We start from the raw sequence: 16,303 nt of genomic DNA, 5'->3' as shown, positions 1-16,303 counted from the left end.
TATCCTGTTTGCATCGTCCTAAAACATGCGAGGCACGTAAATGTTTTTTAATCCTCTTGATAATCGTAATCTATACAATATCTATGATTTTAATATGCGTTTACTTCAACCGTACTCAGATTATTTTGACAATGTAGCAAAACGTCTGCGCAGAATTTCTGACAATATTAATTTACCCGTAAACATTCCTTATATCTCAGCGGATGAGCAAAATGCATTGAAAAAGATGCTGGAAGCATCTTCGGGTCATTTTCGCAGGCTATCTGGCTATTCCTATATTTTTCACATAATTACCAATGTGTACGACAAACCCAAATTTGATATTAATGAAGTCAAAATTAAAGATGAATATTACGATGTTCAAGAAGAACTTATAAATAAAAAAAGTTTTTGTAATCTAATTCGCTTTAAAAAAGTAAATGGTGAACATTTGAATTTGCCAAAATTACTCGTAGTTGCGCCCATGTCAGGTCACTATGCAACCTTGTTAAGGGACACGGTTAGAAATTTACTTCCTCTATACGATGTCTATATTACTGACTGGAAGAACGCTCGTGATGTACCCTTGATTGAAGGCTCATTTGATTTGGATGATTTCATTGATTACATCATCTCTTATTTAAATTTACTCGCACCTAACTTAAACGTTATGGCCGTTTGCCAGCCAACTGTTCCTGTTTTAGCAGCGGTTGCGCTCATGTCTACTAATAATTCACCCAATCTTCCTCGCACAGCGATATTGCTTGGAGGTCCAATTGATACGAATCAATCACCTACTTCGGTAAACGAATTAGCAGCCTCACGAGGAGATGACTGGTTTCAACAAAATGTGATCTCGATTGTCCCTTCTCGTTTTCCAGGTGCCATGCGGCTTGTATATCCTGGGTTCATGCAACTTGCAGGCTTTATGAGTATGAATTTTCAGCGTCATGTGGAATCATTGCAAAAAGCAATTGATCGCTACGCCGACAATCAAACAGAAGCCGCCTTCAAGATAATAAAATTTTACCTTGAATATTTTTCAACCATGGATCTGACTGCTGAATTTTACATGCAAACAATAAACACCGTATTTCAGGAAAAACTGTTAACAACGGGTCGTTACAAATCGCGCGGTCATAATGTACGCTTACAGGATATAAAAAACACATCTATTCTGGCAATAGAAGGTGAGCGAGATGATATTACTGGAGTAGGACAAACAAAGTCGGTTCTGAGTTTATGTAAAAATTTACCTGATTCTATGAAAAAATATTTTCTTGCCGAAGGCGTGGGACATTATGGATTGTTCAATGGCAAGAAATTCCGCAATATTATTATTCCAGAAATTCACTACTTTACTGAAATGCATACTGATTCTTAATAAACTGAATTTTGATTTATTGTATCCTGGGTTCAGCGTAGCGAAACCCAGGTTCGTAATTTTGAATAAAAGCACTCCTCCGCTTCGCTGTACCCTGGGTCCAATTTATAAAATTTATAAACTTTCAATAAACTCGCATACTATTTTAGTGAATTGCTCTGGATATTCCATTTGAGGTAGATGCCCGCACTCCATAAAACAATAATAACGTGCTTTAGGAATCTTTTCGGCAAGCGATTTCGTATCTTTTTCACTGAAAATTAAATCCTGATCCGAACCCAATACAAGCACTGGTACATTGATTTTGTCAATCCAATCCCTTGAATCAAACTGCTTAAGCGCCGCATATTGTCCTTCGTATCCTTTAACAGTAAATGGAAAAGGATATTCAAAGCCAAGCTGGATTATTTTCTCAAGTACACCAGGTTGCGTAAGAAACTGATATGAATAAACCCAACTGCATGAGGCTTTAAGCAATGATTTAAGAGGGGCATAAGCTTTGAGTAGCTCTAATTGTGCATCAAGGTAGATATGAAAAACGTTATGTAATCTTGCTGCTGAATGACTAATTACTGCAGATTTAACTAATTTTGGATAGCGATAAGCCAAGCATTGCAGGATAAATCCCCCCATTGAATTACCAACAAAATGAGCTTGAAGAACACCAAGTGCAGAACATAAAGCAGCCACATCATCCGTCATTTGTTCTATAGAATAAGGGCCATCAGGGACATCTGTCTGCCCAACACCTCGATTGTCGAATAAAATAACCTGGTATTTATCTTTAAGACGTTCAACAACCTCAAACCAAGCAACATGATCCACACTAAATCCAGCAATAAAAACAATAGGCTCTCCCTTGCCATGCATCTCATAATACATGGAAATATCATTCACTTTTATATGAGGCATATTACTCCCGACATTAATCAAAATGTTTTTAAATGATCATAAAAAATATATCACAGGACTTACGAAAAAAAACAAGGCCGAGGCAAAAAATTGCCTTGACCTTGAGGTTTTCGTAAGTCCTGTACCATTTAAAACGAATAGGCTAAAGTACATTTTAGAGAACTAATTGAGGTAAAGGACAACCAATGAATCATATTCTTATTGTGTATGCACAAGAAATTGAACCATACAAAAAGCATTTTATCAGTATGCTGGAAGATTTTTTAACACAAAGAAATTATGAGCTTACCGTATGCACTTCATTAAAGGATGCCTATGATGTGAGTAGCTTAAATCCCCGAATTGTTACTATTCTTTATGATTGGGATGATTTTGGATTTGATGATTTACATCATTTTTCGAGTCATAATAAATTATTGCCTGTTTTTGCCATGGCCAATAAGCATGCCTCGATTGACATCAATCTAAGTGACTTTGACCTTACTTTAGATTTTTTACAATATGATGCTAATTTGGCGCATGATGATTTTAAACGCATATTGCTTGCTATAGAAAAATACCAACACGCAATTTTACCCCCTTTTACCAAAGCACTCATGCATTATGTTCAGGAATTGAATTATGCATTTTGCACTCCGGGACATTTAGGTGGAACTGCATTTCAAAAAAATCCTACCAGTGCTGCATTTTATGACTTTTTTGGAAAAAATATTTTTCACGCCGATCTTTCAGTTTCAATAGAAGAGCTTGGAAGCTTATTGGACCACTCAGGTCCTCAACGCGACGCCGAGCAATTTATAGCGAATGTATTTAAAAGTGATCGTTCATTGATAGTGACCAACGGAACCTCTACATCCAATAAAATAGTGGGCATGTATTCAGCAACTTCCGGGGATACCGTAATTATTGATCGAAACTGCCATAAATCAATCGCCCAATTTTTAATGATGGTTGATGTCATTCCTATTTATTTGAAGCCTACACGCAATACTTATGGGATACTTGGGGGAATCCCCAAATCGGAATATACAGAAAAAGCAATCCACGACAAAATTTTGGAACATCCCGAAGCAGTTTCCTGGCCTACATATGCAGTCATTACGAACTCAACTTATGATGGCATACTTTACAAGGTTGAAAATCTTCAAAACGAGCTCAAAGTAAAACATTTACATTTTGATAGTGCCTGGGTTCCATATACTAATTTCCATCCTATTTACGCTGAAAAATTCGGGCTCAGTTTAACTCCCCAAAAAGATCAAGTGATTTTTGAAACACAATCAACCCATAAGTTATTAGCCGCTTTTAGTCAATCATCCATGATCCATGTGAAAGGCAATTTCAATGAACACATTCTTAATACCAATTACATGATGCATATGAGCACTTCTCCCTTCTATCCTCTTATTTCCAGTTGTGAAGTTTCGGCTGCAATAATGGCGGGAAATCAGGGGTATGATTTAATCAATGAAGCAATTGAATTAGCGTTAGATTTCCGAACAGAAATAAAGCGCTTGAAAAAACAAAGTTCCGATTGGTTTTTTGATATATGGCAACCTGTTTTAGAAAACAAATCATCCTGCTTTGCTTTAAAACCCAACGATAAATGGCATGGTTTTCATGAAGTAGACGAAGATCATTTATTCCTAGATCCAGTCAAGGTGACCGTTCTTTTGCCAGGAATCAAGAATGATGAATTAGATGAATGGGGTATTCCAGCTTCTATTGTGGAAAAATTTTTAGCATCTCATGGAATCATTGTTGAGAAAACAGGCCCATACTCGATGCTGTTTCTATTTAGTTTGGGAATTACCCGGGCCAAATCAATGGCCTTATTGGCAGCTTTAAATAAATTTAAGCAGCTTTATGATGAAAATGCTCCTGTTAAAATCGTAATCCCTCAACTGCATCAAGAACATCCTGAATTTTATGAAAAAATGTCCATCCAAACCTTAGCTAAAACCCTCCATAACTTGATGCAAAAACATAATTTGCCAAAAATGATGTACCATGCCTTTGACATGCTACCTAAAGTAGTCATGACGCCTCATCAGGCATATCAAAAACTTATTCGTCAAGAAACGCAGCTTATACCTTTAGCACAATTAAAAGATAAAATTTCTGCTGTAATGATCTTACCCTATCCTCCTGGTATTCCCTTAATTATGCCAGGAGAACAAATCACGGACGATTGTGAATTGATTCTCGATTTTTTGCTCATGTTAGATGATATAGGAGAAGAACTACCAGGTTTTGCAACTGAAATTCATGGTGTTGTTGTTGGCGAGGATGGAACAAGTTATGTACAAATAATTAACCATGAGTAACTTTATAAGTACCTTAAATTTTCATGGGGTGTCTTTGAATCGCTGCATGGCAGCACCTACTTTAAGGTAATACTCATCTCCATTAATTGAGCTTTTGGGAATAAGAAAAAAATGAGCACCACAAAATAAGCTTGGAAGAAAATCTAATTCCAATTGATTGGTTTGTATTGCACCTAATTTATTTAAAGTGGGTATCCCTCAGTAATCATAGCAATTCGTTGGCGTTTTAATGGTCATTACCACTCTAATTTGCGAAGAATTAACTAGTGCAAATCGCCAATACTGTGAATTATCACCACTAGGTGCCCATCGAGCAAGTGCTAAAATTTTTCCGACTGTTGTCGCATCCTCCGATAAAAAGTCGTCCTTGTCTTAACTTGAAGAACTTAAGCGTTTTTTCATTAGAAAAATTTTCATTCTCTGAATTGGATTTCGATTTCCCCAAGGCATCCATCCTATGCGATGTTTACACAAGTAGGGATCAAATACATGATATCTTGGCAGTGCATAAATAGTACCGCGATGAAGCAATATTTTTAAAGCTTCAGCGCCCATAACCCCCGCACATAATTGACAGGCAATTATTGTTGACGGCCCCTTTTCTAAATCAAAATTAACTCGACTTGGATCAACCAAATAATGCCTATTAAAAAGCTTAGGGTTTAGTCCAACCAAAAAACGAACAGGAAGCTCTTCAGTATTGTATCCATTAAATTGAAAGTACTCTTCAAACGTCATTTGACCTGGCATCACGACCAAATAACAAGCCCCCATCCCTATGGGGCCGGCAGTAATTGCCGGTATATTCATTTCATAAGCTCGTTTAAATACCTGGGCTCTTATATCTAAAACAAAAAAATCCAAGCCATCTACATATAGATCCACCCCAGATAGAAATTCGTTGATATTATGCTGATTAATTCCTTCTTTAAAACAGGAAATTTTGACATTTGGGTTGATATCTTGGGCCATTTGGACAAGTACATCAATTTTGGGTTGATGAAGAGAACTTAAGGTGGCGCCAACTTGTCTGTTAAAATTTTGGATTTCAAAATTATCCATCTCTGCAAGATGGAATTGTTCTACGCCTAAACGAACCAGGGTGAGTAAATGAATTCCGCCAACGCCACCAAGCCCTGCGATTGCAACTTTCTTTGTTCTAAGAAAAATCTGCTCTTCTTCAGTAAGCCAACCGATGTTACGATTGAACGCATTTAAATAATCAAACTGTTCGTGCCCCATAATTAATTCCTTATCATTTTAGAATTAAATCATTCTTTTAAATTATAATTCCCTTTTTATTTAATTAATTTGATTTTTATCATTGTTATCATTAGAAGCACAATTGTATAAACAGGTTTAGTCGTCTTACATCTCATGATTTTATGATAAAGTTTAGGTTGTTTTATCAAATGGTTATGGAATCCACGCACTGCAAGATTCAATGTATTTTTCATCGTAATTGGATTCAGGAAAAAAACTTGCTCTCCTTGCTCAGAATGACGATTAATTTTATTGAAATACTTGTCCATTTTTGTAGAAGAATGTCCTTTTTTATGAAATGTAGAATTTATTTTTTCAGATAAGTTATAGGTAATTACATTACCATTTTCAATTCGATATTTATCAATATTTAATTTTTTTAAAGTATCAAGCATTAATTGAACGATATGAGATGGTGTTTTTTCATTGGGGTTTGGCCAACAAGGAGTATATTTCAGCGAATATTCCAAGGTACCCGATGATGAAGCTAAACCGCAACAGTATTTATTTTTAAAAGGATATAATAAAAATAATTTTAAAACATGTTTTGTCATGGCATATGAAATAATACCCGAATGCTTATAAGATGCATCAACAACCACGTTTCCAAAATAAACTAATACATCCTTTTTAAGATGTATTATAGAAACACCTATGGTTGCAACAAGTTTTTTTGTTTTCTTATCGTAAAAGAGTAGTACGTAATCTCTTGGGGCCAAATATTCAAGCAAAGTCTCCTTGTCTAAAAATAAATACTCTTGATGAAGGGTTACATACTCGGATTTTTGCTTACTACTTAATAGGGCGGGCTTTACAACAACTAAATCTATTTTTTTCATAAAACACCTAAACAAAATTTTTCATTTAACTATTTCTCCTATCCTCGAGTGTGATAATTCACACTGCCCTTCCATAAATATGAGATGTATACTTAAAGCCAACAAAGCACTTTACAATCTTTAGACTAGTATAGTACAATATTTATACGTATTGTTTTATTTTTAATATTTATTTGTTATGCCAGTCTGTTAAAAAATAAATTCAATACTGATTCATGGGATTATGCGATATAAAGTTACCGAGCAATTTGCACGAGGCGAAGAAAAAATAATTGCAGAATTTAGTGACTTAAATGATACTCACCTCTTCATCGCAAAAAAATCAGCTTACACAGAACTGGAAAAACAAAACATTATTTTTAGACTCTATGACGATTCAGATTTATTACATGAATTTAATAGGGAACATATCTCTGTTGCCTATGCAAAATATGCAGAAGGAAATGGAGATCTTAATTTCGTTCAGTTTTCATTCCACGTAATGATTAAAACAGAGAATACTTTAGAAAAGACAGGGATTGCGAACTTTAATGATAAAAATGATGCGAATTTATTCATGGTTGGCAAATGCGAAACAGATAAAACCCTACTCGACAGCGATCTCTTATTTCTATTTAAAGAACAAAACCTGATAGATACCTTAAACAGAACGATCACTATTCATCGGAAAAAAGAAACAACTCGCGTTACACGAAATGAAAAAGGAGCAAAATTTCATCCCACCCCGATGCCAAGACGTCCAACACCGCCTGGTGGGCCTAGTGATTGTTGGATTGAAGAAGATGATGAAAATAATTAAAAAATAGAACAGAATCGATGCGAACTTATATAGCCGCTCGATCGCTGTCAAAATTGTGGCTCAGGCTTAGAAGAAATTGCTTCATCTGTAAGTTCATCGATAAAAGCCTCTAGAATTTCCCTAATTGCATCGTGAATATTTTTTTTGGTCTCATTATCTATATTTTTAATAAATTGTTCTGGTTGGTTCAGAAGAAGATCTAAAGTGATGACTTCTTTAGGTAAGGAATCATGCGATTTTCCATCGATAATAAGCTTAATTGCATTAACTATACTAGAATCCTTTTGGTTCCTTAGACGATTTAGTATCGTTTGAACATGGATCTTAAATGTATTGATTTCGATAAAAAATTTATAATTGTTCGATTTAAGCATCATAAATATTTAATTAATTAAAATTCTTGCCACAAATAACAAAAAGTAGCAATATTGTATAACAATATATAACTTCATTCCATTTTCATGCAAAGCAAATCTGCTTTTTTCGCTCCTTCGAACTATTATTCAATAGATAATTTTGACTCCACTTTTCGAAAACTTGTATTAGATGCCTATGCGAAACGATTTAATAGTACGTCAGATGCTAAACTCTATTTGGCTATTTGCGGTATTGACTTGGAATCCACCGTCAAAATTCTTTTAACAATGGAAGAAAATAATTTACTCAATATCTCCATAGAACAAGCTATTTTTTCACCAGTTGGGTGTGGTGATATTGCAAATGCATTTTGTACCTTGATGACCGGAGATGCAATGATTTCTCCCAGAACGGGAACATATTCTATAGCGAGCCTTGGCGAAGAACTCGAGAATGACTTGCCTAAAGTTGTTCGCATTGATATACCAGGACACTCCTATGTCATGGTAGCTTGTGAAAAAACATCTCAAGGAGTTTGGGGATATATTTATCAATCAAACGTAGCTTATGCGATGGAGGATAACGCTTTTTCTCTCGCGGCTTGGTTGATGGACGCCAAGTCCTCAAAAACAAATCTATCAGAACATTTGCAAAAATTAGCTCGACTGCTTAACCCCGTTGTTTCTCATTTAGAAAAAGAAATCATCTATCTTGAGTTATATTCCGCAAACCCCATAGTTGAGGTAAAAGTTCCTGCAAACATGCAAGAAATGATCTCATATATTAATGAAAATATTTTTTTCAAATACAAAATCAAGGCTGTTTGTCCTCAAGATATGCTATTTATTGCGGAACGAATCAGAAACATGATAACCCAAGACTCAGAAGAACAAGAACAATCTCTTGATGTCTATCTTTCTAAAATGAGAGAAGAACTGGAAGATTGTACTGAATTGGAATGCCAAACACTAATAGAGCCCTCATGACTACAGGAATTCAATTTTTTGCCTTTTGAAATACAGAAAATCTGTCAACAATACAGTAAGACCGCCCCTATTTTTTATTTTTGCACAATTATGTTACAATGTGATCAATGATCAATTTGGAATTAATACGTGTGTTCCTTAGTATCTCCAAAGAATTATCAATGGGTAGCCAGTCTCTATTTTTTTCAAAGCATGCCCTACGTGGTTGTCACCTTAATTGCGACAATCATGTATCAACAATATGGAATGACCAATACACAGGCTGCATTTTTAACCAGTTTATTCATGCTACCATGGACAATTAAGCCTCTTTTCGCTCCTTTTCTGGAACATCTTGCTACGAAAAAAAAATTAACACTCTATGCGCAAGTTAGTATAAGCCTGATTTTTATCATATTAGCATTTTGTGTCGACAACTCCTATTTTCTTATGATCAGCTCAATAGGTTTTGTGGGTCTTGCTTTGATTTCTTCGCTGCATGATATTGTTTCAGATGGCATTTATTTACTTAATTTAAGTCATGAAGAACAAAAAAAATATGTCGCTTTACGTAGCTTTTTTTATCAAATGGGTCGGTTAATTATTAAGGGTGGGTTATTGGCTCTAATTGGCAGTTTAGCCGTGTATTATGAACTTAATGTATGGCAAATATTCTTCCTGAGCTTATTTGTAATAGCCCTTTTACTCACTTTTTATCATCAAGCCAAAATCCCGGAAAACCAATCCAAAAAAGAATCGTTAAATCTGAATTATTACGAAATTTTTAAAACACTTCTTTTTGATACTCAAATCTTCCCAATATTGCTCTTTATCTTTTTATACAATTTTTCTGAAGCACAAATGCAAAAAATTATTCCTTTATTTTTGCTGGATAAACAAGGGTTAGGACTCAATGTATCTCAGGTTGGACAACTTTATGGAATAATTGGCGGTATTTTTCTGATGCTGGGTATTTTTGTTTCAGGCTGGCTCATTACTCGTTATGCCTTCGAAAAGTGCCTAAAAAATGTGACTTTATTCTTGCTTATGGGGCATTTTCTTTACCTTTTATTTCCATTTTTTCATGCACACGACGTACTACTTTATCTGGTCATTTTATTGAATCAATTTACGGTAGGATTAGCTAATGGCACTTATATGGGCTATCTCTTAATGATTGCCAATAGAAGTAATTATCCGATGTCCATGTATAGTGTCTGTACTTCGATCATGGCATCAAGTTACGTATTTTTTGGCGCATTTAGTGGCTGGATAGAGCAAAAAATGGGTTACTCCGGCTTTTTCTTTTATATTTTTGCAGCAAATGCAGCCCTCGTCATTATAACCCGTAGAGCGATGAATAAATATGATTGATTTGCTCGTAATATTAGAAAATGAATTGGTACAGGCCTCCTCACTCACTGATTGCGACCATGCGTTGCGTTCTTATTTGAATAAAAAAGGCATTACAACATTTTCATTCACGTATTATGCCTATCATCCAAATTCAGCGAATCGCTTAAAATATGATATGTGTTCTGCCAATTTCAAATCATGGCATCAACATTATCTTGCGGAACAATACCATAATATCGATAGCACACTGAATTTTGTTTATAACAACCATTTGCCGATCTATTGGAATTTAAAACAACAATTAGCTCAAGCAACATGTGAATCAGAGCGAAAAATGAGAGAAGACTCTATTGCTTTTGGTGCGGAATCGGGTCTATCAATTCCTATTCATGGTCCGCATAATAATTTTGCAATTCTGTTACTCGTGCAAATGCAAAATCAACAATGCCACTTGCAAGAAAACCGAGCCCAATATGAATTCTTTGTTGCAGCACATCACTATTATCACTACATCCAGCCCCATCTTTTAGATCAGGTAAGCGAAAAAGAGGCTTTTCATTTAACCCAACGTGAAATTCAATGCTTGTTATTGATTGCAGAACAATTTTCAGTCAAAGAGATGTCGCAACGACTTGAGCTCAGTGAGAGAACTATTAATTTCCATATTCAAAAAATCAATAAAAAATTAGGGACTAAAAATAAATATCAATCTTTGACCAAGGCATTGGAATTTCAATTATTAACATTATGATCCCCCTGTCATAATTGACAGTGGTTATTTATTAACCATGGGGAGTAAAATTTAACTCCCTGTCTATTGGAGGTTCATAATGACTTTTGTAAAGAAAATTATGCGAATAACCACGCTTACTGCTTTTCTAATTCCCGCAGTAGCAAATGCAGCATTAACCTTATACACCACCAATTGGTCTATGTATGGTCAAAACCCTTATGAATATGATGGCGCTTATAAAATTGGTCGATCTTATGGGCAATTAGCTTATGTTTCCAATCCAGAAATGGTTGCTCAATTTAACAAGGCGGATGTCATCGCCTGGAGTTTCTTACAAGTATGGAATAGTAACGATCCTAATCAAGCACAATACCAAATTCCCTCCAGCTGGGATGGTTTAATGCATTTTGCTGATCTTTGGGGTGAGTTACCCCTAGAAGGATCCTGGGTATCTCCCTTGCCTCCTGAAACCAAAAATTTCCTTAATTTTTGCGCGGCGAACCAAGGCGCTTGCGCTTCGGTGCAAACGAATGGCAATACAGGTCAAAAAGAATTATTCAATTACTCAGATCAAAAAGGTGTAGGACAACTCAATAGCTTTGGCGCCTTTATTAATTCCAACAAATATACCGCCAAGCGTATTATTGCTATTGGTGGGGCAAATACCGTAGAGAATCAAGGGATCAGCACTGCCACATTCGCAGCCATTTTTGCCAATCAAAATAAATTCCTGAATCAATTCAAATCATGGATGGATCATTTTAAAAATTTAAAAGGAATTGATTATGATTTCGAACCACCAATTGATCTACAAACGGGCGGTCAATTACCAGCTGATGCTAATACCCTGGATGACTACAAACACCTTTTTGATTTAGTTAAAGCCAGTCGTCAAACTTTAGGAAAAGATGCATATATCTCAGTAACAATCACAGTAAATAAAGATTATTTGGAAAAAATCAATCAATCAGTTGATGGCGGTTGGTTTAAACAAATCGCAATTTACGCTGATAGTGTTAATTTAATGACTTATGATTTACATGGACCATGGTCACAAAGCAGTGATCCCTATACCGCAGTTCATGCTTATTTAAAGCAACCGGACACCAGCCGTAAAGATGAGTTTGCGATTAACTATGCAACGGATTCCATTACAGAACAAGTTCTCGCATATGGAATGCCCAAGGGAAAATTACAAATTGGATTAGCGGCTTATGGACGAGGTTTTTCTGGGGTAGATACGGGTGAAAATCCTGCTCTTCCGGGTTTTGAACAACATTGGACTGGCGCCAGTCATTTTGCTTCTGAATATTCAATACAAGATGGTCTATTACCTTATAAGGCCGTTGATAAATTGGTGAAACAGCTGGGTTATAAGATTTTTCATATAAATGCCTTGGATGAGAACAATAATTCTTTTATCACGGGCTCTTATCTCTACAATTCATCAGCCAAACAATTTATCGGCTACCAATCTCCAGAGGTAGTAAAGGCTGTATGTCGATTTATTAAGAGCAAACAACTCAAAGGTGCCATTATGTGGAGTGCTGATACAGACTTACCAGTTTCTAACCCAAACAGTCTGGTTGCTTCTTACAAAAGCCTATGTAATTAATCCTTTATAGCCTGGGTGCAGCGCAATGGAACCCAGGCTACAAGACTATAAGACTTGAATCATTGCGTTCCATTAACTATGATTTGAAATATATAATTTCAAAATCAAGATCGATGGACCTCTCCAGTTCGACTATGGCCTCAAAATGGAAAATGATTTTGGTTTTCCTATCACTCATCGCAATTCTTCTATATGTCATGATGAAGATAATGGATTTGCCTCGAGCAGAAATCCCTTTATTGATTATTATGTTCCTAGGGGGAATCCCCTTATTTTTACAAATTGTATTCAAATTGATTCGAGGAAACTTAGGGGCAGACTCCTTGGCTGCTATTGCATTAATCACCGGCACTTTTCTGCATGAATACCTGACTGTTGTGCTGATTATCCTGATGTTGGCTGGCGGACAAACATTAGAGCAGTATGCGATGCGTAAAGCCTCCTCTGTTTTGATGGCTCTTGCTGAGCGTATGCCTACCAAAGCGCATCGAAAAATAAAAGACCAAATTCAAGACATCACATTAGCTGATATTCGTGTTGACGATAATATTGTGATTTATCCTTATGAAATTTGTCCTGTCGATGGCAATGTTATTGAAGGACATGGTGTTATGGATGAATCCTATCTCACTGGTGAACCGTATATGATATCAAAAGCGCCTGGGACTTCCGTACTTTCCGGTGCAATCAATGGGCAATCCCCTTTAACCATTCAAGCGACACGATTACCTTCCGACTCACGTTATGCAGCGATCGTCGAAGTGCTTAAGGAAGCAGAACAAAAGAGGCCTTCTTTGCGACGATTAGGAGATCAAATTGGAGCAATTTTTGCTCCTTTAGCCTTGATTTTTGCATGTGCTGCCTGGTACTTCACTGGAGAGGCAATGCGTTTTCTCGCTGTGGTGGTGATCGCAACGCCGTGTCCTTTACTGATTGCAATTCCTATTACATTGATCAGCGCCATTTCTATGGCAGCAAAACAAAGTATTATTATTCGCGATCCCACCGTTCTTGAACGATTGCCTACATGCCAAACTGCAATTTTTGATAAAACCGGCACTCTGACCTACGGTAAACCTACATTATCAGAAATTCATCTCGCCCCAAATACACACCTTACACCAGATATCATTTTACAATCCATAGCAAGTCTTGAACGTTATTCAAAACATCCGCTGGCTCCCGCAATTCTTAAAGCAGCTCAAGAGCACCATTTAGAATTGCTTGAAGCCTCCCATGTTTCCGAAAAACCAGGGCAAGGATTGACCGGAATCATCGCGAATCATAAAATCTATGTTACCAGTCGCAATAAATTTCTACTCAATCAGCCTCAATCTGCTAACCAACTTCCGGCCGAATCTCCAGGATTAGAGTGCCTTGTCCTCTTCGATGAACAATTTGTGGCCTCATTAATTTTTCATGATGCCCCCCGAAAAGAAGGAAAATCCTTTATCAGTCACTTAACCCCTTCACATCAATTTAAAAAAATAATGGTTGTCTCTGGTGATCGGGAATCGGAAGTACAATATTTAGCGTCACAGTTGGATTTAAAAGAAATTCGTGCCTCACAAAGTCCTGAACAAAAACTTGCCATTGTTCGAGAGGAAAGACAAAAGGCACCTACAGTATTTATGGGTGATGGCATTAATGACGCGCCCGCACTTACAGCAGCAACAGTAGGTATTGCCTTTGGACAATATAGCAATATAACTTCTGAAGCAGCAGGCGCCGTAATCATGGAAAATACGTTGGAAAAAGTTGATGAATTGATTCATCTAAGCTTGAATGTCCGTAAGATTGCCTTACAAAGTGCCATTGGCGGAATGCTACTCAGTATCATAGGGATGAGCTTTGCTGCTTTCGGCTTAATTACTCCAGTGGCCGGCGCAATTCTTCAAGAACTAATTGATGGGCTTGCCATTATTAATGCACTAAGGCTCGCATGGGGAGGAAAAATTAAAGTTGATTTACCCCCTATTACCGCTTCATTTATTGGCTAAACTGCCTTAATAGCAAAATCGATTTTAACTTCAATTTTGAAATCCTTTTATACCCATTTTAAAAAGAACATTACTTGCGAAAACCCAAGGTTGAGCCAAACAGTGTTTTTAATTAGGGAGTAAAATTGAATGACCGAATTAGAACACTTTTTTAACAAAGACAATGGGATTTTTCATAAGTCCTGAAAAAGTTTGCACTATAATGTATATAGTGGAGTATAAAATTGGAGGTATAGGATATGAACTCACCTAAAGAGAAGGATCCTTATGAAGCCAGAATGAAAATGGAGGGAAAAATTATTTCTTCAACAACTGGATCAAATATTGATTCATTAATGATACTTTTGACTGAACAATGTGATTCGGAACATTCAGGAACTGAAGGCGAAATTATTGAGGTTGCTACAGGTAAAGTCATATATAGATGTCATAAGCAAACTATCATAGATCAATAAATATTCCTGAAAACGCTATCAACCCCATCCTCATTTATCTCACAGTGGCAAACAACTGCAACAATCTGAGCATTCAGCCTTGTTTTATCTAATGCACAGGACTTATGAAAAACTCCAAGGTCGAGGCAAAAAATGTTTTTAATGAGGGAGTTTAGATATACTAAATGACCGAAGTAAAAACATTTTTTAACGAAGAGATTGGGGTTTTTCGTAAGTCCTGATGCAGAAAAAACGCTTAGTGCGAGGCTATACCACCTTATAACAAACTTTTTATCCAGGTTATTAGGCACAGTTACTAAAAAAAAACTCAATGAGAACCAAAGATATACGCCATGAATTATTGCAAGCAAGCAAAGCTAATGTATTATTTAATATATAATACTGGCAAGGAAGTCACATCTATGTACAAACAAATTATGGTAGCAGTTGATGATAGTAACGCGTCCACTCTAGCACTCAAAGAAGCCATTAAACTCGCGAAGAATCAAAACTCCAAGATATGGATGATTCATATCATTGATACCCTGTATGAAGGCGATGTCGATCGTAAATCATTTATTGAGCTAACAAGACAAAAAGGACAGGAAGTTCTAAACTCAATGAAGAAAATTCTCAGTAGGTCAAAAATAGAATTTGAAATGAAACTCACCGAATTAACCCCTTCAAAACCCAAAATTGCCGAAAAACTTGTTAATGAAGCAACAGCTTTATCAGCTGACTTAATTGTCATAGGAACTCATGGTCGTCGTGGAATTCATCATATACTTACCGGTAGTATTGCGGAGGAAATCATACGAATATCCAAAACTCCAGTATTGTTGGTTAGAGGTTAACAATTATAGAGGATCACTAGCTACTCCTCACTGCAAGACTTCCAAGTTACGTAGCTCTTGGTGCAAGAGATTGTATTAATCAACTCGAAAGATTAAACAACAAAGAGATGCAACATGTTATCCTTCTGGGTCATAAAATTTATTTTCTTTGATGCCATCTTGCGGTATAAATTATACAGAATTAGCATCAGCGCTTTGGAAGGATGGGCATGCCTTAGTCCTTTTATCTTATTATAACTTTCCCTGTTTTCAATTAATTGGTCATGGTTGCAGTAAAACATGGAGTTCGATAGTTGCTCAACCGTAAAGTCTGCAAGCACCATGACTTGCTCCCCCTGATTGTATTTTGGATTGATTTATGTGGATTAATATGCGGTTGTGATGGTTGGAAAGCGATGGCACTTTTTGCCAAAACTCGAAGACGCTGGTTAAGTCAATTTATTGATTTAAGTCAAGGAATTCCCAGCCACCAAACGTTAGCTCGTG

At 36.3% G+C, this 16,303-nt stretch carries 15 protein-coding genes and 1 pseudogene; 11 read left to right on the top strand and 5 right to left on the bottom strand.

Going from position 1 to position 16,303, the window contains the following annotated elements:
* Nucleotides 1-40: 40 nt before the first annotated feature.
* Nucleotides 41-1,363, top strand: coding sequence for a polyhydroxyalkanoate depolymerase (gene phaZ / locus ELY20_RS05630; RefSeq protein WP_110143883.1), 1,323 nt, complete (start codon nucleotides 41-43; stop codon nucleotides 1,361-1,363).
* A 114-nt stretch (nucleotides 1,364-1,477) separates the two neighbouring features.
* Here phaZ and ELY20_RS05625 read toward each other — a convergent pair whose 3' ends face one another.
* On the bottom strand, nucleotides 1,478-2,275 hold the full coding sequence (locus tag ELY20_RS05625) for an alpha/beta fold hydrolase (protein WP_110143884.1): 798 nt from the start codon (nucleotides 2,273-2,275) through the stop codon (nucleotides 1,478-1,480).
* A gap of 185 nt (nucleotides 2,276-2,460) precedes the next feature.
* Between ELY20_RS05625 and ldcC the strand changes: the two genes are divergently transcribed.
* Nucleotides 2,461-4,602 (top strand): lysine decarboxylase LdcC, encoded by a 2,142-nt coding sequence (ldcC, locus tag ELY20_RS05620; protein WP_110143885.1) that lies wholly within the window; start codon nucleotides 2,461-2,463, stop codon nucleotides 4,600-4,602.
* A gap of 198 nt (nucleotides 4,603-4,800) precedes the next feature.
* Here ldcC and ELY20_RS17140 read toward each other — a convergent pair.
* From ELY20_RS17140 to ELY20_RS05605, 3 genes and pseudogenes are all read right to left on the bottom strand, one after another.
* A pseudogene (locus ELY20_RS17140) lies at nucleotides 4,801-4,932 on the bottom strand (hypothetical protein); the annotation flags it as partial.
* Between the two features lie 42 nt (nucleotides 4,933-4,974).
* Entirely contained in the window at nucleotides 4,975-5,844 is an 870-nt protein-coding gene (locus tag ELY20_RS05610) for a ThiF family adenylyltransferase (protein WP_110143886.1), read from the bottom strand.
* Nucleotides 5,845-5,900: 56 nt separating this feature from the next.
* Nucleotides 5,901-6,704 carry a hypothetical protein gene (locus ELY20_RS05605; protein ID WP_110143887.1) on the bottom strand — a complete coding sequence of 268 codons (804 nt, stop codon included), beginning with the start codon at nucleotides 6,702-6,704 and terminating at the stop codon, nucleotides 5,901-5,903.
* Nucleotides 6,705-6,927: 223 nt separating this feature from the next.
* Between ELY20_RS05605 and ELY20_RS05600 the strand changes: the two genes are divergently transcribed.
* Nucleotides 6,928-7,503: a hypothetical protein gene (locus ELY20_RS05600; protein ID WP_110143888.1), complete on the top strand. Its 576-nt coding sequence runs from the start codon at nucleotides 6,928-6,930 to the stop codon at nucleotides 7,501-7,503.
* A gap of 47 nt (nucleotides 7,504-7,550) precedes the next feature.
* Here the strand turns inward: ELY20_RS05600 and ELY20_RS05595 are convergent, their stop codons facing one another.
* A complete protein-coding gene (locus ELY20_RS05595; RefSeq protein WP_110143889.1) occupies nucleotides 7,551-7,880 on the bottom strand; it encodes a hypothetical protein in 330 nt (109 codons plus the stop codon).
* 84 nt (nucleotides 7,881-7,964) lie between these two features.
* Here ELY20_RS05595 and ELY20_RS05590 point away from each other — a divergent pair, with 84 nt between their 5' ends.
* The 8 genes from ELY20_RS05590 to ELY20_RS05550 all read left to right on the top strand — a co-directional run.
* The gene (locus ELY20_RS05590) at nucleotides 7,965-8,846 is read left to right on the top strand and encodes a hypothetical protein (protein WP_110143890.1); all 882 of its coding nucleotides are present in this window, start codon (nucleotides 7,965-7,967) and stop codon (nucleotides 8,844-8,846) included.
* A gap of 129 nt (nucleotides 8,847-8,975) precedes the next feature.
* On the top strand, nucleotides 8,976-10,199 hold the full coding sequence (locus ELY20_RS05585; RefSeq protein WP_110143891.1) for an MFS transporter: 1,224 nt from the start codon (nucleotides 8,976-8,978) through the stop codon (nucleotides 10,197-10,199).
* Nucleotides 10,192-10,932, top strand: coding sequence for a helix-turn-helix transcriptional regulator (locus ELY20_RS05580; RefSeq protein WP_110143892.1), 741 nt, complete (start codon nucleotides 10,192-10,194; stop codon nucleotides 10,930-10,932). Before ELY20_RS05585 ends, ELY20_RS05580 begins: the two co-directional genes overlap by 8 nt.
* A gap of 79 nt (nucleotides 10,933-11,011) precedes the next feature.
* On the top strand, nucleotides 11,012-12,529 hold the full coding sequence (locus ELY20_RS05575; RefSeq protein WP_110143893.1) for a glycosyl hydrolase family 18 protein: 1,518 nt from the start codon (nucleotides 11,012-11,014) through the stop codon (nucleotides 12,527-12,529).
* A 152-nt stretch (nucleotides 12,530-12,681) separates the two neighbouring features.
* A complete protein-coding gene (locus tag ELY20_RS05570) occupies nucleotides 12,682-14,529 on the top strand; it encodes a heavy metal translocating P-type ATPase (protein WP_233590505.1) in 1,848 nt (615 codons plus the stop codon).
* 239 nt (nucleotides 14,530-14,768) lie between these two features.
* Nucleotides 14,769-14,984, top strand: coding sequence for a hypothetical protein (locus ELY20_RS05565; protein ID WP_110143895.1), 216 nt, complete (start codon nucleotides 14,769-14,771; stop codon nucleotides 14,982-14,984).
* A 401-nt stretch (nucleotides 14,985-15,385) separates the two neighbouring features.
* A complete protein-coding gene (locus ELY20_RS05555; protein ID WP_110143900.1) occupies nucleotides 15,386-15,817 on the top strand; it encodes a universal stress protein in 432 nt (143 codons plus the stop codon).
* Between the two features lie 293 nt (nucleotides 15,818-16,110).
* A partial coding sequence (locus ELY20_RS05550) for a transposase family protein (RefSeq protein WP_148112577.1) occupies nucleotides 16,111-16,303 on the top strand: 193 nt, incomplete at its 3' end.

The sequence above is a fragment of the Legionella qingyii genome (assembly GCF_003990155.1).
In the GTDB taxonomy this organism is placed as follows: domain Bacteria; phylum Pseudomonadota; class Gammaproteobacteria; order Legionellales; family Legionellaceae; genus Legionella; species Legionella qingyii.
The sequence above is the reverse complement of the archived record's forward strand: the minus strand, read 5'-3'. Positions and strand labels throughout refer to the sequence as shown.